Origin of the sequence: Achromobacter sp. RTa (assembly GCF_000757485.1) — a bacterium.
Classification (GTDB): domain Bacteria; phylum Pseudomonadota; class Gammaproteobacteria; order Burkholderiales; family Burkholderiaceae_B; genus Achromobacter.
The window spans coordinates 641,626-660,370 of record NZ_JPYO01000042.1; the positions used below are offsets into that span (position 1 = coordinate 641,626).

Genomic DNA, 18,745 nt, shown 5'->3' on the forward strand with positions numbered 1-18,745 from the left:
CCATGCGCGTCTCTCTCCTGATCATGGCGGCGCTGTATTCCTGCGTCGCGGCGGCGCAGGACGGCGCCACCGTCGTTCCCGCCAACGTCATCCCCCAGCCGGGCCAGGTCGTGGCCAGCGGCGCCGTGCCCGACGAGGCCACCAAGGCCGATGTGCTGACGCGGCTGCAACAGGTGTATGGCGTGGGCAATGTCATCGACCGCATCGACGTGGGCGGCGTGGTGGCGCCTCCGAACTGGTCCGAGCACGTGGGCAAGCTGATCGGCCAGCCTCTGAAGCAGATCAACCGCGGCCAGCTGGAAATCGACGGCACCCAGATCCGCCTGCGCGGCGAAGTGCAGAACGAGGCGTCGCGCCAGCAGATCGCCAGCAACTTCGCGACCTCGCTCAACCCCACCTACAAGATCGTCAACGGGCTGCGCGTATCGGCCGGCAAGGATGAACAGGGGCTGCTGGACAACCTCCTGGCCAACCGCGTGGTCGAGTTCGAAACCGGCAGCACCACGTTGACCGCTCGCGGGCGCGAGCTGCTGGACAAGGTGGCCGACGTGGTGCCCAAGCTGCACAGCGACAAGGTGCAGATCATTGGCCATACCGACAGCTCCGGCAGCCGCAGCACCAACCTGGCGCTGAGCCAGGCGCGCGCGGACGCGGTCAGGGCCTACCTGGTGGACAAGGGCCTGCCGCCCGGGCGCTTCGAAACGCTGGGCGCGGGGCCGGACCAGCCGGTGGCCACCAACGCCACCGCGGAAGGCCGCGCCAAGAACCGCCGCATCGAATTCCGGGCCAGCCGCTAGGAATCGTCAGCCGTTGCTGTCCGGCTGCTTCTGCACGCCCAGCAGCTCTTCCAGTCCGGAAAGCGTCTCGTCGTTCTTGAGGACGGTGCGCAGCCACAGGTGCAGCGACATCTCGCCCCAGCTGGCGGCCTTGTCGGCCAGATAGGCGACAGGGCTGTGGGGCTCGGTGCGGCGGAAGAACTCCGCCACTTCGCGCAGCTGCGCCAGCGCCTGGTCGCGCGTCTGGAGCGGGCCGCGCGCGGGCGCGGGCGCCGCGGGCGTGTGATCGGCAGGGGTCAAGGTGGGCTCCAGGCGAGTGGCGGGCTGCGCGGGCGCGGCGGCGGGCGGCGGCGTCATGTCCGCCCGCACCAGCAGGCCGGCCTCGCGCGCGAAGCGATGCGTCAGTTCGGTCACGTCCTTCAAGGCTTCGCGCACGGGGGAAAACGCCGGGCCGTCATCGCCCAGGCGTTCGGCCAGGGTCAGCTCCAGCACGTCCAGCGCGCCGAAGCAGCTCTGCAGATTGCCTTCGAGTTCCGAGTAAAAGGCCGGCGGCGTATCGCGGCGGGCGGCGTCGAACTGCTCCAGCGTCAGCTTGCCGCGCGTAAGCTCGGCCGCGTTCTGGGGCGTGCGCTTGACTGCGTTGGCCAGCTGCGACGCGCCTTCCCACAGCGCCGCGCCGAAACGCCCGCCCTCGGACTGCGTCAACGGCAATTCGCGGACCAGTTGCTGCGATCTCGACAGCAGCCACGCCAGATTGCCCACGCGCTGCTGCACGTCGCCTTCCTCGGGCACGGGGTGCAGGCCGTCCCAATAGCGGCGGCACAAGCCGTCCAGCAGCAGAAATCCATCGCGCAGGCCCGCGAACCCGCGAGTCTTGGCCCAGGCTTCGGCCAGCCAGGCGGCTACGCGCACGTCCTTGCTGCGCTCGCGCAGCACGCCCGTGCAGATGCTGATCACTTGCGGCCAATCGGCTTCTTTGATGTCGATGACCCAGTCGCCCTGGTCCAGGTGCGGATCGTCGTGGCGGCGGGCTTCGCGGATGGCGTCGAACTCGGCCGAGAACACCATGTCGGCGCCGCATGGCGCTTCGCCCGGGATGGGCTGCAGCAGTGTGTCGATATCGCTCATATTGGTCTTGTTGGATGTCTGGATGGGCCCGCCGCGCTGCGCGCGGGGCGCCGGGAGAAGGCCCGATCTTCCCATATCTGTAACGGCGTTGCGTTTGAAGATGACACGTCCTATTACAAAGCGCATCACGCAGGCTGGATATCATGCGATTTCACCGGATCAGGAATCACCATGAACAAGTCATTCCACATGCTGCCCGACGGCCGCTTCATCAACGGCAAGCCGCGCCGCTGCCCCGACGGCACCTATGTCGGCGACGGCGGCCCCATCACGCGGGCGCCCGACGGCACCTACGTGGCCGGCAAACCGCAGCGCGCGCCGGATGGCCGCTATCTGGGCGGCGACGGCCCGGTCCGCATGGCGCCCGACGGAACCTTCGTCATCGGCGTGCCCCGCCAGGCGCCGGACGGCACCTATCTGTAAGCACATATAACAAACCTAACAAAGCAACGAGCAGCCATGGCGCAGCTATCGGTGATACGCAAAGGCGATCGCACGTCCCACGGCGGCGTGGTCGTCACGGACGACGAAACCGTCATTATTTTCGGCCAGCCCATGGCCCGGCTGGGCGATCGCGTCACCTGCCCCAAGTGCGGCGGCACCCACACCATCGTGGAAGGCACGGCGGGCGTCAGCTCGGACCGGCGGACGGCGCTGGAAGGCATGAAGACATCCTGCGGGGCCACGCTGATCGCCAGCCAGCAGTTCTATCGCCTGGAGCACGGCTAGGGGCCGGCGACCGGCGCCGCGGCACACCCCGAGGCGTAAAATGGCAGGCACCACAAGCTGCACGCTACGCGCCTGCCGTAGGGGCTCGCGCAGGAGACCATCATGAAATCTGCTCTGGTACGGCTGCTTTCCGTCGCGGCTGCGGCATTGTTCCTCGCCGGCTGCGCGCCGGGCGAAGGCGGGCCTCCCCACCCCGGCGCCGCCAATCCCTATAGCAGCGGCGGCTTCAGCGACGCCGGCCCCAACTATCCCGACACGGGCCGCTGATCCGGCCCGCGCGCTCGCGGTCAGGCATCCGGCAGGACGCCCGGCCGGAGCAAGGGCGCCAGGATACCGGCCGTGTAGACGCGCGCCACATTCACCAGGAAATCAGTGAAATCCACCTTCGCGGCATGATCGGCGCGATCCGAGATCACCCGCAGCACCGCGAAGGGGATTCCGAACTCGTGGCAGACCTGTGCCGTCGCGCCGCCCTCCATTTCCAGGCAGAGCGCCTCCGGCAGGCGCAGGCGCAGTTTCTGCGCCTCGTCATTGTCATTGACGAAGACGTCGCCGGTCGCGATCAGCCCGCAATGCACCCTCGGCCGAGGCCGCAAGGCCGCTCGCCCGCCCAGCGCCGGCGCATGGCTTTCCAGGAACTCCTCGGCGCTCTCCCGCAGGCGCGCGCTCAAGGCAGCATCAGTGTCGAACTGCGCGCGGGCCAGCAAGGGAATTTCGTACTGGCCGAACAAGGGCCGCGCATCCATGTCGTGCTGCATCAACGCGCTGGCCACGACCACATCGCCCACCGCCACATCCGCGTGCAAGCCTCCGGCCAGGCCGGTGAAGATCACGCGCGACACCTTGAACTGCTGGATGACGATGGACGCGGTTGCCGCCGCGGCCACCTTGCCGATGCGGCTCAGCGCGATCACGCAAGGCGTGCCCCATAAGGTGCCGACGTGGAAATCGCGCATGGCGATGCGGTGTACGACTGCGCCTGGGTCCATCGCGGCGAGCAGGTCGGCGATTTCTTCGTGCAAGGCGCCCAGTATGGCTAAACGTCCCATGAACTTCTTCTCTGTCGGTCATGCGCGGCCGGAGCCGCTCAGCCCGCAACATACCCCATGCGCGGCACGGGCGCCAACGGGCCTCCGATACGCGTCCGCGGCCGGCTTCCGACGCGCGCTCCCATGAGATATTCCGACTTAATGCGATACAAAAGCTGAACCGCCGAAATGATGCGGGAAAACGATGCTGCCGGTGATCCATTTCAAGTAATCTGCCGCCAGTCATTGTTCCGAGCCAGTGTTTTCGCATGTTCCGCAATGTCTTCGCTCTTAAATCCCTGGAAAGGTATTTCCTGACACTGGCCGCCGGCGTGGCCCTGCCGGTTTCCATGCTGACCGCCATCGTGGTGCAGCAGAACTGGCGTTCCCTTACCGCAACCGACGACGCCATGAGAGGCTTCGTCATCGTGCGCGCGACGCTGCAGACCATGGAGGCGGTGTCGGCCGAGCGCGGCCCCATGAACTCGGCCATGGGCGCCGACCAGCCGGTGCCGGACGCGATCACCCATGCGTTGGACGAAGCGCGCCAGCGCACGAATGCGCGGATCGCCGATCTCCTCTCCCTCTATCGCGCGCCCTACAATCCAAACGGCGCGCGGGAATTCACTCATCTCCAGCGCGTCCGGCAGGCCCTGCTCGACGCCCGCGACGGCGCCGACCGGGCGATCGCCGCGCCCCGGGCGAGCATCTCGGGCTTCACTCTGTGGACGGTGGTCGGCGACATGGTCGCGCTGGTCCCCGAACTGCGCGCGACGATGTCCGACGGCATCGGCCTGGTCGCTCGGAACCAGGGCGAGGACTTCGACCTGCTGACCCTGGCCCTGCTGGCCGGGGATTTGCGCGAACAGGCGGGGCTGCTGGGCTCCACGTTCGCGCCCGCGCTGACCAAGCGCCGCACGCTTACCGCCAGCGACCAGCTCCGGATAGAGCGCGTAGTGGGCCGCATCGACAAACTGCGCGGGCTGATCGATGCCAACATCGCCAGCATGCCGCGGCACTCCGCGTCGGCGGCATACCGGGACATGCAGCAGCAGTACTTCGGCGAGGGAATGAATTACATCGAAAGCGTCCGCGCCCTGGCGGAAGGCGCCGACGAAGGGCCTTCCGTATCCATGTACGAACTGGCCGCGAACTACGTGCCTCGGATGCAATCGATCGTGCGGTTCCGCGACCTCATGCTCGACCGCGTGGAGCGGCGCATCCAGGAAAGCCGGGAGGCCGCGATCCGGGTATTGCTGACCACCCTCGCAGCCGCCGCGATGCTCACCTCCGCCCTCATCATCGGGCTGGCGCTGTTCCGCAAGCGCGTCATCCGGCCCTTCGTCAAGGCCACCGACATCATCGGCAAGATTGCAAAGGGCGGCGCGGTGCCCGAAATCCCCGCGGATGAATACCGCGGGGAGGTCAATCACATGTTCAAGGCCCTGAATGTGCTCAACGACAACGCCGCCGCCGTGCGCAAGCTGGAACTGGAACGCGACCGCCTGATACGAGACCTGGCGATCATGGCCGAAACGGATTTCCTGACCGGCCTGCTGAACCGGCGCGCCTTCGAGAAGCGGCTCGAAGCCGAATTGCGGGACCTGCGCGGCGATGACGAAGGCCTGGCCTTCATCCTGTTCGACATAGACCACTTCAAGGCCATCAACGACACGCACGGCCATCCCACGGGCGACGAAGCGCTCAAGACCGTTGCCGATCTCTGCCGCAAGACCTTCCGCCAATCGGACGTCGTCGCCCGCGTGGGAGGCGAAGAATTCGCGGTGCTCTGCCGCAGCCACAGCGTCGATGCGGCCCACGACATTGCCGAGCGCATGCGCTTGAGCATCTCGGACGCCCGGATCGCCGCCGCCGACGGAAGGCGCTTCGGCATGACCGCAAGCTTTGGCGTCGCCTACGCTCGTGGCGGCGACGCCAGAGCCCTGGCGCGCCTGTCCCGTCGGGCCGACGAGCTGCTGTACAAGGCGAAGCTGAACGGCCGCAACTGCGTGCTGTGGGAAATGCCGGCCTGAAGCGGATCCGGCCAAAAAAACCCCGGCAGTTTCCCGCCGGGGCTAGTCCCGCGCACTGCACCGATTGCTCAGTTCGAATACACCTTGATCTGGTCGCTCTTCAGCGCTTCTGGCGTCAGGTTCTTTTCGATCCATTCCATCGACGTGTCCGTCACGCCCGGGGTGACCAGTTCAGCCGGCACGATCGTGATGTCGGCCAGCACCTTGAACGGGTACTTGTCGCTCTTTTTCGTCACGCCGAACAGCTGCGCCTCGAGGCCCTGGCCGTCGGCCCGGTGCATCTTCACCTCGCGGCCGAAGCCCTTGAAGGACACGTCGTGCATGGCGGCCGCCACTTGCTCGGGAGTGGGCCATGCGCCATTGTTGGCCTTGATGGCCTGCTCATAGCCCGCCTTCAGGCCCTGGATCGCCTGCACCATGTGGTAGACGGAGTAAATGGGATAGGCGCCGGTCTTGTCGTGGAATTTCTTCACGAAGGCCTGATGCTGCGGATCGTCCTTGGTCTCGGGATGCAGGAAGTAATGGTCGCCCCGCGCGCCTACGTAGACGCCTTCAGGCAGCGCGTTGCCCAGGCGCTCCAGCGAGCTCTCGGCCAGCGACAGGACGAAGGTCGAGTTCTTGAACAGGTTGCGCTGCGAGGCCTGGCGCACGAAGTTGTCCAGGTCGCCGCCCCACGACGTGGAAACGATGACGTCCGGGCGCAAGGCCTGCAGGCGGCTGATCTCTGTGGAGAAGTCGGCGGCGCCGAACTTGGGGAACATCTCGGCCACGACCTTGACGTCCGGCTTGAACTTCTTCAGCGCGGCCAGGAAGATGTCGCGCGAGTCGCGGCCCCAGGCGTAGTCCTGGTTGACGATGGCGATGGTCTTGAAATCGGGCTTCACCTTCATCAGGTACAGCACCTGCGCGACCATTTCCGTGGTGGCGTTGGCCTGCGTGCGCACCACGTACTTGTACTTCTTGCCTTCCAGCGCCTTCTCCGTGCCGCAGTCCCACAGCACGTTCAGCACCTTCAGGTCCTCGGCCACGGGCGCGACGATGTTGCAGTGGCCGCTGGAAATGGCCGACAGCATGACGCGCGTGCCGCCTTCGGCCAGGCGGCGGTATTCGGAGAGCAGCTTCTCGCCGCCGCCGCCTTCGTCGATGTAGCTGGGCACCAGCTTCACGCCGTCGATGCCGCCGTTGGCGTTGATGTCCTGGATCAGGATCTCGGCGGCATCGCGCGCCGGAACCCCGAATACGGAGGCGGACCCCGACAGGTAGGTCGAAATGCCGATGTTCAGTTCCTTGGGCTTGTCCGCCGCGTTCGCCAGCGCCGCGGCGCCGGACAGCAGGGAGGCGCCCACAAGCGCCGCCAGTCGAGAGAGTTTCATGGTCTAGTCTCCAGTGTTGTTATCGGGTCTGCGCCCTTAGAAAACGATGGCGTCGCGCAGGCTGCCGCCGGTGGCGAGGTGGTCGAACCCCTCGTTGATCTGGTCCAGCGAAAACGATTTGCCCATCATGCGGTCGACGGGCAGCCTGCCCTCCTTGTAGAGGTCGATGTAGCGGCTGATGTCGATGGCCGGGACGCCCGAGCCGAGGTAGCTGCCCCGGATCTCGCGCTCTTCGCCCACCATCTGCGACAGCGACAGCGGAAAGCTGAACTTGGGATTAGGCAGGCCTGACGTCACCGTCGCCCCGCCGCGGCGGGTCAGCTTGTAGGCGGTTTCGAAGGCGGGCACCGCGCCAGCCATGTCGAAGCCGTAGTCGACGCGGCCGCCGGCGAGGTCGAACAGATCGTCGTCCGACTTGACCTGCTTGGGGTTGACCACGTGCGTGGCGCCCAGCTCCTTCGCCAGGGCGAGCTTCTCGTCGCTGAGGTCCACCGCGACCACGCGGCGCGCGCCGGCGGCCACCGCGGCCAGCAAGGCGCTCAGCCCTACCCCGCCCAGACCGACGATGGCGGCCGTGTCGCCCATTTTGATGCGCGCGCGATTGATGACCGCGCCGGCGCCGGTCAGCACGGCGCAGCCGAACAGCGCGGCCTCGCGGTGGCTTAGCTCCACGTTCACCTTGACGCAGGAGCGGCGGGACACCACGGCGTACTCCGCGAAGCAGGACACGCCCGTATGGTGGTTGATGTATTCGTCGCCGATGTGCAGGCGGCGTTCGCCGCCCAGCAACGTGCCCTTGGTGTTGGCCGCGGCGCCCGGTTCGCACAGCGCGGGCCGGCCTTCCATGCAGGGATTGCAGCAGCCGCAGCTGGGCACGAACACCATGGCGACGTGGTCGCCCGGCTTCAGGTCGGTCACGCCGGGGCCGGTCTCCACGACCTCGCCGGACGATTCGTGCCCCAGCACGATAGGCACGCCGCGGGGCCGGTCGCCATTGATGACCGACAAGTCGGAATGGCACAACCCCGCCGCCTTGATCCTGACCAGCACCTCGCCGAATCCCGGAGGGTCCAGTTCGATCTCGGCAATGCTCAATGGCCGGGTCTGGGCATAGGGGCCTTCGACCCCGACTTCCCGCAACAGCGCCGCTCTGATTTTCATTTTTCTATCATCCACGGAGAAAGGGAAACGCCCGGGGAAGACCCGGGCGCGCGGCCTGCGCTACACGGTGCGGCCGCCGTCCACCGGGAACTCGACCCCGGTGATGAACTCGGCCGCATCGCTGGCCAGGAACAGCGCGGCGGCGGCCACGTCGGACGGCTGGCAGAAGCGGCCCAGCGGAATGGTCGACACGAACTTGGCCCGGTTCTCCGGCGTGTCCGGCAGGCCCATAAAGAGCTCGAACATGCCCGTGATGCCCATGACCGGGCAGATGGCGTTGACGCGGATGCCGTCGGGGCCCAGTTCCACCGCCATGGACTTGGACAGCACGTTGACGGCGCCCTTGGACGCGTTGTACCAGCTGAGTCCGGGACGCGGACGGATGCCCGCGGTGGAGCCCACGTTCAGGATCACGCCGCGCTTTTGCTCGCGCATCACGGGCACCACGGCCTGCGCCATGTGGTAGATCGACTTCACGTTGATGTCGAACATGCGGTCGAACATCGCCTCGTCCACGTCCAGCATGGGCTGGTTCTTGTGGGTGATGGCGGCATTGTTGACCACGATGTCCACGGAACCGAAGGCCTCGCGGCAGGCGCGCACGACATTGTCGATGTCGGCGCGGCTGGACACGTCGGCCTTGACCGCCAGGGCGGCGGGCCCCACTTCGCGCGCCACGCGGTCCGCGGCTTCCTTGTTGATGTCGGCGATGACGACCTTGGCGCCTTCCTTGGCATACAGCTTGACGATGCCTTCGCCGAAGCCGCTGCCCCCGCCCGTGACGATGGCGACCTTGCCTTGCAACTGACTCATTTCCTGTCTCCGTTTTTTTTTTCCGGCGATCACTCGCCATAGAATTGGATGATCGTCTTGGTCGTGCTCATTTCTTCCAGCGCGATGAAGCCCTTCTCGCGTCCATGGCCGCTCTTCTTCACGCCGCCGAACGGCAGTTCGACGCCGCCGCCCGCGCCGAAGCCGTTGATGTAGACCTGGCCGCACTTGATGCCGCGCGCCACGCGCTGCTGGCGCCCGCCGTTCTCGGTCCAGACCGCGCCCAGCAGGCCGTAGTCCGTGGCGTTGGCCAGGCGGATCGCCTCGGCTTCGTCGGCAAAGGGCAATGCCACCAGCACCGGCCCGAAGATCTCCTGGGTCATCAGGTCGGAATCATGGGTGGCCGCGCTGAAGAGCGTGGGTTTGACGAAGTAGCCGCCCTCGGGCACGCCGTCGGCGATACCGCCCTCGGCCACCACCTTCAGCCCATCCGCAAGGCCCTTGGAGATATAGCGGTTGACGCGCTCGAACTGCGCCTTGTTGACGACGGGGCCGCAAGTAAGGTCCATGTCCGGCGTGCCGGCGCGCACCTTGGAGAATTCTTCCGCCAGCGCTTTCATGAAGTCCGCGTAGATGCCTTTCTGGACCAGCAGGCGGCTGCCGGCGGTGCAGGTCTGGCCGGCGTTGTGGACAATGCCCTTCACGATGGCGGGAATGGCCAGCTTGTAGCTGGCGTCGTCGAACACAATGTGCGCCGACTTGCCGCCCAGCTCCAGCACGCACTTGACCGCGTTCAGCGCGGCGGCCTGCTGGATCAGCACGCCGACCTCGTTGGAGCCGGTAAACGTGATGAAGTTGATGCCGGGATGGCGCGACAGGCTGGCGCCCGCCTCTTCGCCCAGGCCCGTCACGATGTTCAGGGCGCCCGCGGGAAAGCCCACTTCCAGGGCCAGTTCCGCCACGCGGATGATGGACAGGCAGGCGTCTTCGGCCGGTTTGACGACGGCGGCGTTGCCCATGGCCAGCGCCGGGGCAACGCTGCGGCCGAACATCTGCGCGGGGTAGTTCCACGGGATGATGTGGGCGGTGACGCCCAGCGGCTCGCGGATCAGCTGGACGGAATAGTCCTTCTGGAAGGGAATGGTCTGGCCGTGCACCTTGTCGGCGGCGCCGCCGTAGAATTCGAAGTAACGCGCCAGCACGGTGATATCCGCGCGCGCAGTGGACATGGGCTTGCCTGTGTCGCGCGATTCCAGCTGCGCCAGTTCCTCGTGGTGGGCCAGCACGCTTTCGCCCAGGCGCAGCAGCAGACGGCCCCGATCCAACGCCGTCATGCGGCCCCATTCGCCGTCCAGCGCGCCGCGCGCGGCCTGGACCGCCGCGTCCACGTCGGCCTGCTGGCCGCGCGGGATGGTGGTGAACACCTTGCCGTCCACCGGCGAAACCACCTCGATGCTGCGGCCGTCGGCCGCGTCGACCTGGCGGCCGTTGATGATCATCTGCGTCATGAATGTCTCCGTCGAATTCAATTCAAGGAAATCGAGCCGCGCTCGATCGTCCAAATCTGGTCAGGGATGTCGCCAAGCAACTTCACGTTGGACTCGGTGATCACCACGCACAGGTCGGGCTGCAGTTCCTTCAGCCGCGCCAGCGCTTCGGTGTAGTCGCGCGCCAGCTTGGGCGCGAGGCCCTGGAAAGGCTCGTCCAGCATCAGGAGGCGCGTGCCCACCATGACGGCGCGCGCCAGCGCCACCATCTTTCCCTGGCCGCCCGACAGGGCCGAGCCCGAACGCTTCAGCATCGGCTCCAGTTGCGGCACCACCTTCAGCACCGCGGCCACCCGCGCCTGGATCTCCTCCTTGGACTGGCCCTGGACTTCGCAAGGCAGATGCAGATTTTCTTCCACCGTCATGGTGGGAAAGATCACCCGATCCTCGGGCGCATAGCCCACCTTAAGCGCCGCGCGCCGGTGGCCGGGCAGCGCCGTCAGGTCGGTGCCGTCGAAGGCGATCTTGCCGGACTTGATCCGCGTCAGGCCCATGATGGTGCGCAACAGCGTGGTCTTGCCGGCGCCATTGCGGCCGACGATGCCGATGGTCTTGGCGGGTTCGAAGGTGGCGCTGACGTCGCGCAGGATGCGGTTGCCCGCCAGGTCGACGTTGACGGCCGATAGATTCAGCATGGTTAGGGGCTCCTTTCAGTATCAGCAGGCCCTAGGCCCCCAGCACTTCGCTTTTGATCTGCGCGTTGTTCAAGACTTCGTCGGGCGTGCCGTCTGCGGCCACCTTGCCCGCGATCCACGCCGCGACGCGGGTGGCATAGCGCGACACGATGTCCACGTCGTGCTCGACGAACCAGCTGGTCACGCGCCGTTCACCCAGTGCGCGCATGACGGTCTCCATCAGGCCGAATTTGTCTTCCGACGCGACGCCGCTGGTGGGTTCGTCCATGATCAGGAGCTTGGGCTGAAGCGCCAGCGCCATCGCCACGTCCAGCAGCTTGCGCTTGCCCTCGGGCAGGCCGATGGAAAGCTCTTCGGCATCCGGCAGCAGCCCGACCAGATCCAGCGTGGCGTCGACCTCCTTCGCGTCTATGGTGCTTTCCAGCGAGCGGAACCAGCTCAGTTCCTTGTTGCGCCGGGCGGCGGCGATCTGAACGCACTGGCGCACGGTGTGCTCGGTGAACAGCTGCGGCAGCTGGAAGGAACGGCCCAGCCCCAGGCGCACGATCCTGCGCGGCGCCATCGCGGTCACGTCGCGTCCGTCGAAATAGACCTTGCCCTTGGATGGCGCGAGGTAGCCCGTGCAGATATTGATGAATGTGGTCTTGCCCGCCCCGTTCTGCCCGATCACCGCCAGGCGCTCGCCCTCGTGCAGCTCGAAATTGATGTTGTCGGCGGCTACCACGCCGCCGAAGGCCAGGTACAGGTCTGTCGTCTTAATGAGGGGTTTCATCGTCAATTCCTCACCGGGATCCGCGCCGGGGACTCCACCCGGTTGTGCTCGCGCTTCTGCGCCTCGATGCGCTTCATGATCTGGCCGACGAAGCCGGTGGGGAACATGAAGATCACCAGGATCAGCGTCAGGCCCAGCAGGAATTGCCACAGGCCGGGGAAATAGGCGGCCGACACCAGCTTGACCGATTCGAATCCCACCGCGCCCAGGAAGGCGCCCGCCGCATGGCCCGCGCCGCCCAGGATGGTGATGAACACGAACTCGCCCGAGCGCAGCCACGATCCGATTTCGGGCGTGACCAGTCCCTGCATCAACGCCAGGATGGCGCCCGAGAATCCCACCACCACGGCCGACAGCAGGTAGCCCTTCCACATGATGAAGTAGGCGGAGAATCCGAGATATTCCAATCGCGTTTCGTTGGTCTTGATCGCGGACAGGGCCTGGCCGCTGCCCGAGCGGAAATAGCGCTGCACCCACCAGGCCAGCGCCAGCGACAGGACGAGCGTCAGCACCAGCAGCGCGCGCTCGAAGGACTCCCGCTCCATCGTGATGCCCGCGATGGCGGGACGCACGATGCGCAGGCCGTCGGAGCCGCCGGTCAGCGTATAGAGCTTTCCCAGCAACGCGAACAGCACCATGCTCAGCGCCAGGTTGAGCATGCCGAAGAAGATGCCGCGATAGCGCACCACGAACAGGCCGATCACGATCGCCGCCAGGAAACTGGCGAGCACGCCGGCCAGGATCAGCGTCAGCGCATCCGTGCCCGGCACGGCGCGCGCCAGGAAAGCCACGGTATAGGCCGAAATGCATGAGTACATCGCGTGGCCGAACGAAATCTGCCCCGCGCGGGCCATCACCGACACGCCGAGCGCCGCGATGGCGTAGGTAAGGCCGATGACGATGGGCGTGATGGTCCAGGAATACGTGTAGCCGAGAACGAGCGTGGCCAGCGCGGCCAGCAGGCTGATTGCGGGCACTTTCATCAGATCGTCCTCGCTTGGGCCACGGTGAACAGGCCGTGCGGCCGGATGATCAGCACCAGCACCATGATGATGTATGGAACCGCCACTTCCAGCTCCGGCGCCGCGTAGACGGCTATGGCGCGGATGACGCCGATCAGCAGCGAGGCGATGAGCGCGCCGGTGATCTGGCCCAGCCCCGCGGTGGCGACCACCGCGAACGACAGCACGGTCATGTCGGTGCCCGCGCCGGGCACCAGCGACGTGGTCGGCGCGGCCATGGCGCCGCCCAGGGCGCCGAGCATGGTGGCGATGACGAAGGTGACGTAGCCGATCTTCTTGGCGTTGATGCCCAGCGAGGTGGCGACCTCGCGGTTGTGCGTGGTGGCGACCGTCTGCTTGCCCAGCTTGGTGTGGCGCAGGAAGAATTCCAGGCACACATAGGCCAGCAGCGCCGTCACCGGGACGACGACCAATTGGTACGTGGTGTAGGTGATGTCGCCGAGCTCGATGTTCCCCAGGCGGTTGACCACCTCGCTGGCGCTGTAGGGCTGCGCGCCCCACAGCATGCGCTGGATGTCCTCCAGCATGAGGAAACCGCCGAAGGTGAGCAACAGTTTCAGGATGGGGTCGTAGTTCTGTGCGCGCCGGATGAGCAGGAACTCCATGATGCTGCCCAGCGCGAGCCCCACCGCGACGGCCGCGACGAACAAGGCGGCGAACAGCAGGACGGGGGAGTCAGTCTTGGGCGCCAGGAACATCACGAAGCTGGCGGCCGCGTAGCCGCCGAACGCGTAGAAGGCGCCGTGGGCGACGTTCAGGATTCCCATCACGCCGAACACGAGGGTTAACCCCATTGATACCAGGAACAGCAGACTGGCGTACGCCACGCCGTCCACCAAGGCGAGAGGCAGTAGATCCAAGGTCAAGCGTTTTCTCCCATTACGCTGAGCACCCGCCGCGCCCGCTCACCGCTGCCGCAACAACGGGAATCGCAAGCCTTGCCGTGCGGGCTGTCGCCCTGGCGCGCACCGCGCGCCGATGTCTCGTTATCAACCTTTCCGTATCCGGCCGCAGCGTGTTGCGAGGCGGATGGGAAGGCGCTTATCCGGCGCGCTCCGCGGGCCGTTGAGGGACGGGCGGAACCTGCCTGTTAATGGATTTGAAGTATAGGTATGCGCCTGTTCAGCGACTATTTATCTTTGTGCAAGCCAGGTTTCGCGATCCGTAGAGAGGCCGCGCTTCAAGGGTTTTCCAGCGCCATCGCCGCCAGCGGCGCGCGGGTCTGGTAGGCGGGGATGATGCGGATCTGCTGCTCGCCCGGCACCTGCACATAACGGCCTAATCCATCCGGCGCAAGCGCGCCCACGTCCAGGCTCGCCAGCGTGGCGCCGGCCGCGTCGCGCACTTCGATCCGCAGCAGCGGCGGCGCCAGGCCATACGGCTGCCCCGGCTGAGGCGCCAGCACGCGGTCGCTGCGCGCCTGCGAGAACAGCGCCACGAAATCCGCCGCGTCGAATCCCCTCCCTGCTTGCGGCGGCGCCGTGGTCCAGTCCCGGGCGCTGCGGCTCATCCGCAAGGTGGCGTCCGGCGTGGCCAGGATCACCTGGGCCGCCTTGGCCGCGTCCCAGGCATACAGGCGCGCAGGCTTGCCGGAATCGTCGTGCAGGTGGGTATGGCCGCCATGCCCTTGCGGCGACTCGGCCGCCTCGCGCCATTGCCACAGCGACAAGGCGATGCCCGCCGCCAGCAGCATCGACCACCCGGCGCGGGCGGCGTTCACCGGCGCCTCCACCACATCAGCAGCCCGGCCAGGAGAGCCAACAAGGGCAAGGCCACGGTGCTGGTCCAGAAAACCGCGCGCATCTGGCGGTTGGTCAGCTCCACCCGGCGGTTCTCGTAGGGACGGGGCCGGATGGTCAGCCGCGCGTCCTCGCCCGCCAGCAACGACACCGCGTTGGTGAACAGCGCGCCATTTCCCAGCACGGCGAAATGGCGGTTGGTCGCGAAATCGCTGTCGCCCGCGACCAGCAGCGTGGGCCGCGCCGAACCGTCTGCGCCGGCCGCCTGGGCGTTGCGCGTAGCCAGCGCCATCAAGGCGTAGCGCGCAGCGGAACGGCCGGGCAGTTGCGCCTGGTCCGATGTCTGCGCCAGCGGCGTCACGACCACGCCCCGGGGCAGGCTGTCGCCCGCCGGCTCCAGGCCCGCGGCGCCCGGAAAGAAGCTCAAGGGCAGGCCGCGCGTCATCTTGTGACGCGTGTAGTCGCTGACGGCCGGGCTGCCGGGATCGTTGCGGTAGTGGCTGGCGGCATCCGCCAGCGCGCCCGGCGGCCGCGCGATCCCGAAATCGCCCAGCAGCGCGTCCAGGCCATGCGGCGCATCGGGTTCGAGCAAGAGCAGAGTCTTGCCGCCCGCCAGGGTCCAGTCCCGCAGCGCCTGCGCGTCGCCATCGCCGAACGGCGCGCGCGGGCCGGCCGCCACGACGACCGCGCATTCCGGCAGCGCCTGCGCCAGGCTGCCCGCGTTCACGCCGCGGGTGGCGAAACCCAGCGTGCGCAAGGCATTGCGGGCCAGCGCCATGCCGTGCTGCTCGTGCACCTCCACGCGGGCCACCAGGTTTTCGTCGCCGTCGTGCTCTTCCAGATCGTCCAGTGACGACAGGCTGTCGAGCGGGGCCTCGCGATGGCCTTGCGTGAAGCAGACGGTCTGGGCGCCGCGCTGGCCGATGCGGATCAGCGCGTTGGTGAAATCCGTTTCGGTGCCTCCGTTGATCGTCATCCGGCGGGCGCCCGAAGCCAGCACTGCGCTGCCGGCGAACTGGATGCCCGCCTCGCGCGCTTCGGCCGGGCGCAGGGCCGGATCCACGCCGCGCACGCGGATCAGCGGATTGGCGCGCTCGTACTGGCGCAGCAGTTCCAGCGCATCGACCATGCTCTTGTTGCGCAAATCGTAGAACCAGGTCACCTCGACCGGCTGGCCGACCTGCCTGGCCACCTCTATGCTCTCCGGCGCCAGGCTGTACAGGCGCTGCGCAGTGAGATCGACACGGCCCAGGTGGCGCGCGGCCCAGAGGTTCAGGGCCAGCAGCAGCGCCGCCACCGCCATGACGGGCAGCCACAGCGCCAGGCGCTGGCCGGCGCGGCGCACGGCATGGCGGTTCATCGCAGCCTCCAGCGCTTCAGGTTGACGGCCGCCACCATCAGCGCCAGCACCGTCAGGCTGGCCAGCGTGACCGTGGCCGGACCGGGCAGCACGCCGCGAATGAAATCCACGTGCTGTGCCGACAGCGACAGCGCCTGGAAGAACGGCGACAACGCCGGGAAGGCGTCCAGCGCCGCGGGATAATCGATGAACCACAGCAGCACCAGGATGCCCCAGGTTGCGCTCGCCGCCACGATCTGGTTGGTGCAGGCGCTGGACACCGCGATGCCAATGGCCAGGAACAGCGCGCCATAGAGGAACACGCCGATGTAGCCGCCCGCAATGGGCCCGTAGTCGGGCTGCCCGTACCAGGCCAGCGGCAGCACCGCGGACGCCGTGCCCGCAAGCATCAGCGCCAGCACCGTAAGCCCGGCCGCGTACTTGGCCGCCACCAGCGTGAAATCGGGCAGCGGCAGGGTCAGCAGCAATTCCAGCGTTCCCTGCCTGGCCTCCTCGGCGAACGCGCGCATGCTCACCAGCGGCATCACCAGGATCAGCAGAATCGTCATGTTGTGGAAGGCGGTCACCATCTTCCCCGTGCTGACGAAGAACAGGTTGAAACTGAACAGGTAGCCGGACAGGGCCCAGAACACGGCCACCACCGCAAGCGCCACGGGCGATCCGAAATCGGTGCGCAGTTCTTTGCGGTACAGGGCGAAAAAGCCTCTCATGCGCGCCTCCGCAATGGCGCGTCGTTCGGCGCCAGCGCTGCCAGCAGCCGCGCCTCTACGGCGTCCTGCATGGACAGGACCGCGCGCAGTTCCGCGTGCGCGAGCACGATGCGCAGCACGGCGTCGCAGGTCGCCCCTCCCGCCGCCTGGCTGTCCCAGCCGATGCGCCACTTACTGTGCATTGCATCGATGGCCTCGGCATCGGCGCCCTTGACGCCGGGGCAGGCAAGCAAGGCGGCACGCAAGTCCGCGTGCCTTGCCTGGGGCAGCGCCAGGCTCAGCTGCAGCGCCGCCGGCGTTTCGCCCAGCGCGGCGTCCTCCACCAGGCGGCCCTGGCGCAGGATGGCGATGCGCGTGCACAAGGCCTCCACCTCCTGCATCAGATGGCTGCTGAACACCACGGCGCGCCCTTGCGCGCAGCGCCGGATCATCGCGCGCGCCTCGACGATCTGCACCGGATCCAGCCCGTTGGTGGCTTCGTCCAGCAACAGCACCGGCGGATCGTTCAGCACGGCCTGGGCCAGGCCCACGCGCTGCCGCTGCCCCTTGGAAAGGCGGCCGATCACCGTGCGCGCCACGCCTTGCAGGTCGAAGCCCTCGATGGCCCGCTCGATCGCCTGCCGCCTGGCCCCGGCGCCGCCGGCTACCTTCACGCCCGCGACGAAATCCAGGTACTGCAATACCGTCAGCGCGTCGTACAGGGGCGCGCGTTCCGGCAGATAGCCGATGTCGGCGTTGCCGCGGCCCGCGGCCGGCCGGCGGCCGCGGATCGTGATGCGGCCGCTGTCGGGCGCATAGAAGCCCGCCATCAGGCGCAAGGTGGTGGTCTTGCCGCTGCCGTTCGGGCCCAGCAGGCCCACGATCTCGCCCGGGCCCACGGAGAGGCTCAGGGAGTGCAGGACCTGGCGCGGCCCGAACGACTTGCAGACTTCATGCAGGGCGACAACCGGCTGCATGGCGCGCCCTCAGTCGAAGACTTTGGTCTTGGCGTTCTGCGCGTGCTGCTCCGCGTCGTGGCTGTACCAGAGCTGGCCCTGCCGCGCATCGCGGATCTGCTTCAGCCGATCGATGGCCAGCATGGACGCCGCCGTGTTCCAGGTAATGCCCGGGATCACGCCCGCCTCGTTCTCGCCCGTGTAGATCGCGTCCGCCGCCAGCAGCACCGTGCCGGTGTTCTTCAGCTTGACCTGCAAGGACTGGTGGCCCTGGGTATGGCCCTTGGTGTCCAGCAGCACGATGGTGCCATCGCCGAAGAGATCGAAATCGCCCTCCACCTGGATGAAGTCATAGTCGCGGGTGGTGTCGAAGTCCTTCATGACGTAGGCGGCGCGCTGGAATTTTTCCGGCCACCAGGCGGCGCGCAGCTCTGCCTTCTGCACGACGTGGCGGGCCTTGGGGAACATCTTGATGTTGCCGGCGTGGTCCAGGTGGAAGTGCGAATAGACGACGTACTTCACGTCGTCCACGTCGAAGCCCGCGGCCTTCAGCTGGCGGTCGATAACTTCGTCGCGTCCCTGGATGGAATTGAACGCCCCGCATAGCCCCTGGCCCCAATAGTTGGCGCAGTTGCCGTCGGCGGTGGCCTGGTTCATGCCGGTATCGAACAGCACCAGCCCGCGAGGGTGCTGGATGACATAGGCCGGCACGGGAATCTTGATCTTGGTGCCCACGTCGACCATGGCCGTCATGAAGCCCTTGTCCAGTTCGATCTTGCCGACGGACAGCTGCATCAGCTTGATGTCCGGCGGCGCATCTGCCGCGTGGGCCCATCCGCCCGCCACGACCGCCGCCGCGCCTAACAGCGTTTTCCAACTCTTGCTCATTGTTGTCTCCTCGGACCAACAGGGGAACCGCGGCCGGACGGCCGTGGCCGATCAGCCGGCGCCCGGTGTGTCCCGGGTTCGCCGCTGGCGTGCAAAGGGCAGGATGTCTTCTGTGTGCGGGCTTCTCGACGGCCGCGC

20 protein-coding genes are annotated in these 18,745 nt (G+C 67.1%); 5 read left to right on the plus strand and 15 right to left on the minus strand.

The annotated features are described in order from the left end of the window. Positions 1-2: 2 nt before the first annotated feature. Complete coding sequence (locus tag JL37_RS20530) at positions 3-797, plus strand: OmpA family protein (protein ID WP_043546397.1); 795 nt, start codon at positions 3-5, stop codon at positions 795-797. A gap of 6 nt (positions 798-803) precedes the next feature. On the opposite strand, the gene tssA is transcribed toward JL37_RS20530, so the two are convergent. After that, positions 804-1,904 carry a type VI secretion system protein TssA gene (gene tssA, locus JL37_RS20535; protein WP_043547116.1) on the minus strand — a complete coding sequence of 367 codons (1,101 nt, stop codon included), beginning with the start codon at positions 1,902-1,904 and terminating at the stop codon, positions 804-806. A 171-nt stretch (positions 1,905-2,075) separates the two neighbouring features. Between tssA and JL37_RS20540 the strand changes: the two genes are divergently transcribed. The 3 genes from JL37_RS20540 (at position 2,076) to JL37_RS30745 (ending at position 2,900) form a co-directional block, all read left to right on the plus strand. Beyond that, positions 2,076-2,327, plus strand: coding sequence for a hypothetical protein (locus JL37_RS20540; RefSeq protein ID WP_043546398.1), 252 nt, complete (start codon positions 2,076-2,078; stop codon positions 2,325-2,327). 36 nt (positions 2,328-2,363) lie between these two features. Next, a complete protein-coding gene (locus tag JL37_RS20545; RefSeq protein WP_043546399.1) occupies positions 2,364-2,633 on the plus strand; it encodes a PAAR domain-containing protein in 270 nt (89 codons plus the stop codon). A 102-nt stretch (positions 2,634-2,735) separates the two neighbouring features. Then, on the plus strand, positions 2,736-2,900 hold the full coding sequence (locus tag JL37_RS30745) for a hypothetical protein (RefSeq protein ID WP_197064640.1): 165 nt from the start codon (positions 2,736-2,738) through the stop codon (positions 2,898-2,900). Between the two features lie 20 nt (positions 2,901-2,920). On the opposite strand, the gene JL37_RS20550 is transcribed toward JL37_RS30745, so the two are convergent. Then, a complete protein-coding gene (locus JL37_RS20550) occupies positions 2,921-3,682 on the minus strand; it encodes a 5'-methylthioadenosine/adenosylhomocysteine nucleosidase (protein WP_043546400.1) in 762 nt (253 codons plus the stop codon). A 248-nt stretch (positions 3,683-3,930) separates the two neighbouring features. Between JL37_RS20550 and JL37_RS20555 the strand changes: the two genes are divergently transcribed. Then, positions 3,931-5,694, plus strand: a complete 1,764-nt coding sequence (locus JL37_RS20555) for a diguanylate cyclase (RefSeq protein ID WP_052097447.1) — start codon at positions 3,931-3,933, stop codon at positions 5,692-5,694. A gap of 68 nt (positions 5,695-5,762) precedes the next feature. On the opposite strand, the gene JL37_RS20560 is transcribed toward JL37_RS20555, so the two are convergent. From JL37_RS20560 to JL37_RS20620, 13 genes are all read right to left on the minus strand, one after another. Beyond that, a complete protein-coding gene (locus JL37_RS20560) occupies positions 5,763-7,067 on the minus strand; it encodes an ABC transporter substrate-binding protein (RefSeq protein ID WP_043546401.1) in 1,305 nt (434 codons plus the stop codon). Between the two features lie 36 nt (positions 7,068-7,103). After that, positions 7,104-8,228 carry a zinc-dependent alcohol dehydrogenase family protein gene (locus tag JL37_RS20565; protein ID WP_043546402.1) on the minus strand — a complete coding sequence of 375 codons (1,125 nt, stop codon included), beginning with the start codon at positions 8,226-8,228 and terminating at the stop codon, positions 7,104-7,106. A gap of 60 nt (positions 8,229-8,288) precedes the next feature. Next, positions 8,289-9,041: a glucose 1-dehydrogenase gene (locus tag JL37_RS20570; protein ID WP_043546403.1), complete on the minus strand. Its 753-nt coding sequence runs from the start codon at positions 9,039-9,041 to the stop codon at positions 8,289-8,291. 29 nt (positions 9,042-9,070) lie between these two features. Beyond that, positions 9,071-10,507, minus strand: a complete 1,437-nt coding sequence (locus tag JL37_RS20575) for an aldehyde dehydrogenase family protein (protein ID WP_043546404.1) — start codon at positions 10,505-10,507, stop codon at positions 9,071-9,073. A 17-nt stretch (positions 10,508-10,524) separates the two neighbouring features. Next, complete coding sequence (locus JL37_RS20580; protein WP_043546405.1) at positions 10,525-11,181, minus strand: ABC transporter ATP-binding protein; 657 nt, start codon at positions 11,179-11,181, stop codon at positions 10,525-10,527. A 31-nt stretch (positions 11,182-11,212) separates the two neighbouring features. Further along, positions 11,213-11,953 carry an ABC transporter ATP-binding protein gene (locus tag JL37_RS20585; RefSeq protein ID WP_043546406.1) on the minus strand — a complete coding sequence of 247 codons (741 nt, stop codon included), beginning with the start codon at positions 11,951-11,953 and terminating at the stop codon, positions 11,213-11,215. A gap of 2 nt (positions 11,954-11,955) precedes the next feature. Then, positions 11,956-12,936: a branched-chain amino acid ABC transporter permease gene (locus JL37_RS20590; protein WP_043546407.1), complete on the minus strand. Its 981-nt coding sequence runs from the start codon at positions 12,934-12,936 to the stop codon at positions 11,956-11,958. Then, positions 12,936-13,841 (minus strand): branched-chain amino acid ABC transporter permease, encoded by a 906-nt coding sequence (locus JL37_RS20595; RefSeq protein ID WP_043546409.1) that lies wholly within the window; start codon positions 13,839-13,841, stop codon positions 12,936-12,938. Before JL37_RS20595 ends, JL37_RS20590 begins: the two co-directional genes overlap by 1 nt. Positions 13,842-14,155: 314 nt before the next feature. Beyond that, positions 14,156-14,695, minus strand: coding sequence for a DUF4340 domain-containing protein (locus tag JL37_RS20600; protein WP_231570399.1), 540 nt, complete (start codon positions 14,693-14,695; stop codon positions 14,156-14,158). Then, on the minus strand, positions 14,692-16,074 hold the full coding sequence (locus JL37_RS20605; RefSeq protein WP_043546411.1) for a Gldg family protein: 1,383 nt from the start codon (positions 16,072-16,074) through the stop codon (positions 14,692-14,694). Before JL37_RS20605 ends, JL37_RS20600 begins: the two co-directional genes overlap by 4 nt. Continuing rightward, positions 16,071-16,784: an ABC transporter permease gene (locus JL37_RS20610; RefSeq protein ID WP_043546413.1), complete on the minus strand. Its 714-nt coding sequence runs from the start codon at positions 16,782-16,784 to the stop codon at positions 16,071-16,073. The genes JL37_RS20605 and JL37_RS20610 overlap by 4 nt, the downstream gene beginning before the upstream one ends. After that, positions 16,781-17,740 carry an ABC transporter ATP-binding protein gene (locus tag JL37_RS20615; RefSeq protein WP_043546415.1) on the minus strand — a complete coding sequence of 320 codons (960 nt, stop codon included), beginning with the start codon at positions 17,738-17,740 and terminating at the stop codon, positions 16,781-16,783. Before JL37_RS20615 ends, JL37_RS20610 begins: the two co-directional genes overlap by 4 nt. Before the next feature lie 9 nt (positions 17,741-17,749). Beyond that, positions 17,750-18,607: an N-acyl homoserine lactonase family protein gene (locus JL37_RS20620; protein WP_052097450.1), complete on the minus strand. Its 858-nt coding sequence runs from the start codon at positions 18,605-18,607 to the stop codon at positions 17,750-17,752. Positions 18,608-18,745: the final 138 nt, after the last annotated feature.

What these genes read in the sequence shown, in the direction of transcription:
- JL37_RS20530 (WP_043546397.1), top strand. Translation starts at nt 3, where the DNA reads ATGCGCGTCTCTCTCCTGATCATGGCGGCGCTGTATTCCTGCGTCGCG.
- tssA (WP_043547116.1), bottom strand. Translation starts at nt 1,904, where the DNA reads ATGAGCGATATCGACACACTGCTGCAGCCCATCCCGGGCGAAGCGCCA.
- JL37_RS20540 (WP_043546398.1), top strand. Translation starts at nt 2,076, where the DNA reads ATGAACAAGTCATTCCACATGCTGCCCGACGGCCGCTTCATCAACGGC.
- JL37_RS20545 (WP_043546399.1), top strand. Translation starts at nt 2,364, where the DNA reads ATGGCGCAGCTATCGGTGATACGCAAAGGCGATCGCACGTCCCACGGC.
- JL37_RS30745 (WP_197064640.1), top strand. Translation starts at nt 2,736, where the DNA reads ATGAAATCTGCTCTGGTACGGCTGCTTTCCGTCGCGGCTGCGGCATTG.
- JL37_RS20550 (WP_043546400.1), bottom strand. Translation starts at nt 3,682, where the DNA reads ATGGGACGTTTAGCCATACTGGGCGCCTTGCACGAAGAAATCGCCGAC.
- JL37_RS20555 (WP_052097447.1), top strand. Translation starts at nt 3,931, where the DNA reads ATGTTCCGCAATGTCTTCGCTCTTAAATCCCTGGAAAGGTATTTCCTG.
- JL37_RS20560 (WP_043546401.1), bottom strand. Translation starts at nt 7,067, where the DNA reads ATGAAACTCTCTCGACTGGCGGCGCTTGTGGGCGCCTCCCTGCTGTCC.
- JL37_RS20565 (WP_043546402.1), bottom strand. Translation starts at nt 8,228, where the DNA reads ATGAAAATCAGAGCGGCGCTGTTGCGGGAAGTCGGGGTCGAAGGCCCC.
- JL37_RS20570 (WP_043546403.1), bottom strand. Translation starts at nt 9,041, where the DNA reads ATGAGTCAGTTGCAAGGCAAGGTCGCCATCGTCACGGGCGGGGGCAGC.
- JL37_RS20575 (WP_043546404.1), bottom strand. Translation starts at nt 10,507, where the DNA reads ATGACGCAGATGATCATCAACGGCCGCCAGGTCGACGCGGCCGACGGC.
- JL37_RS20580 (WP_043546405.1), bottom strand. Translation starts at nt 11,181, where the DNA reads ATGCTGAATCTATCGGCCGTCAACGTCGACCTGGCGGGCAACCGCATC.
- JL37_RS20585 (WP_043546406.1), bottom strand. Translation starts at nt 11,953, where the DNA reads ATGAAACCCCTCATTAAGACGACAGACCTGTACCTGGCCTTCGGCGGC.
- JL37_RS20590 (WP_043546407.1), bottom strand. Translation starts at nt 12,936, where the DNA reads ATGAAAGTGCCCGCAATCAGCCTGCTGGCCGCGCTGGCCACGCTCGTT.
- JL37_RS20605 (WP_043546411.1), bottom strand. Translation starts at nt 16,074, where the DNA reads ATGAACCGCCATGCCGTGCGCCGCGCCGGCCAGCGCCTGGCGCTGTGG.
- JL37_RS20610 (WP_043546413.1), bottom strand. Translation starts at nt 16,784, where the DNA reads ATGAGAGGCTTTTTCGCCCTGTACCGCAAAGAACTGCGCACCGATTTC.
- JL37_RS20615 (WP_043546415.1), bottom strand. Translation starts at nt 17,740, where the DNA reads ATGCAGCCGGTTGTCGCCCTGCATGAAGTCTGCAAGTCGTTCGGGCCG.
- JL37_RS20620 (WP_052097450.1), bottom strand. Translation starts at nt 18,607, where the DNA reads ATGAGCAAGAGTTGGAAAACGCTGTTAGGCGCGGCGGCGGTCGTGGCG.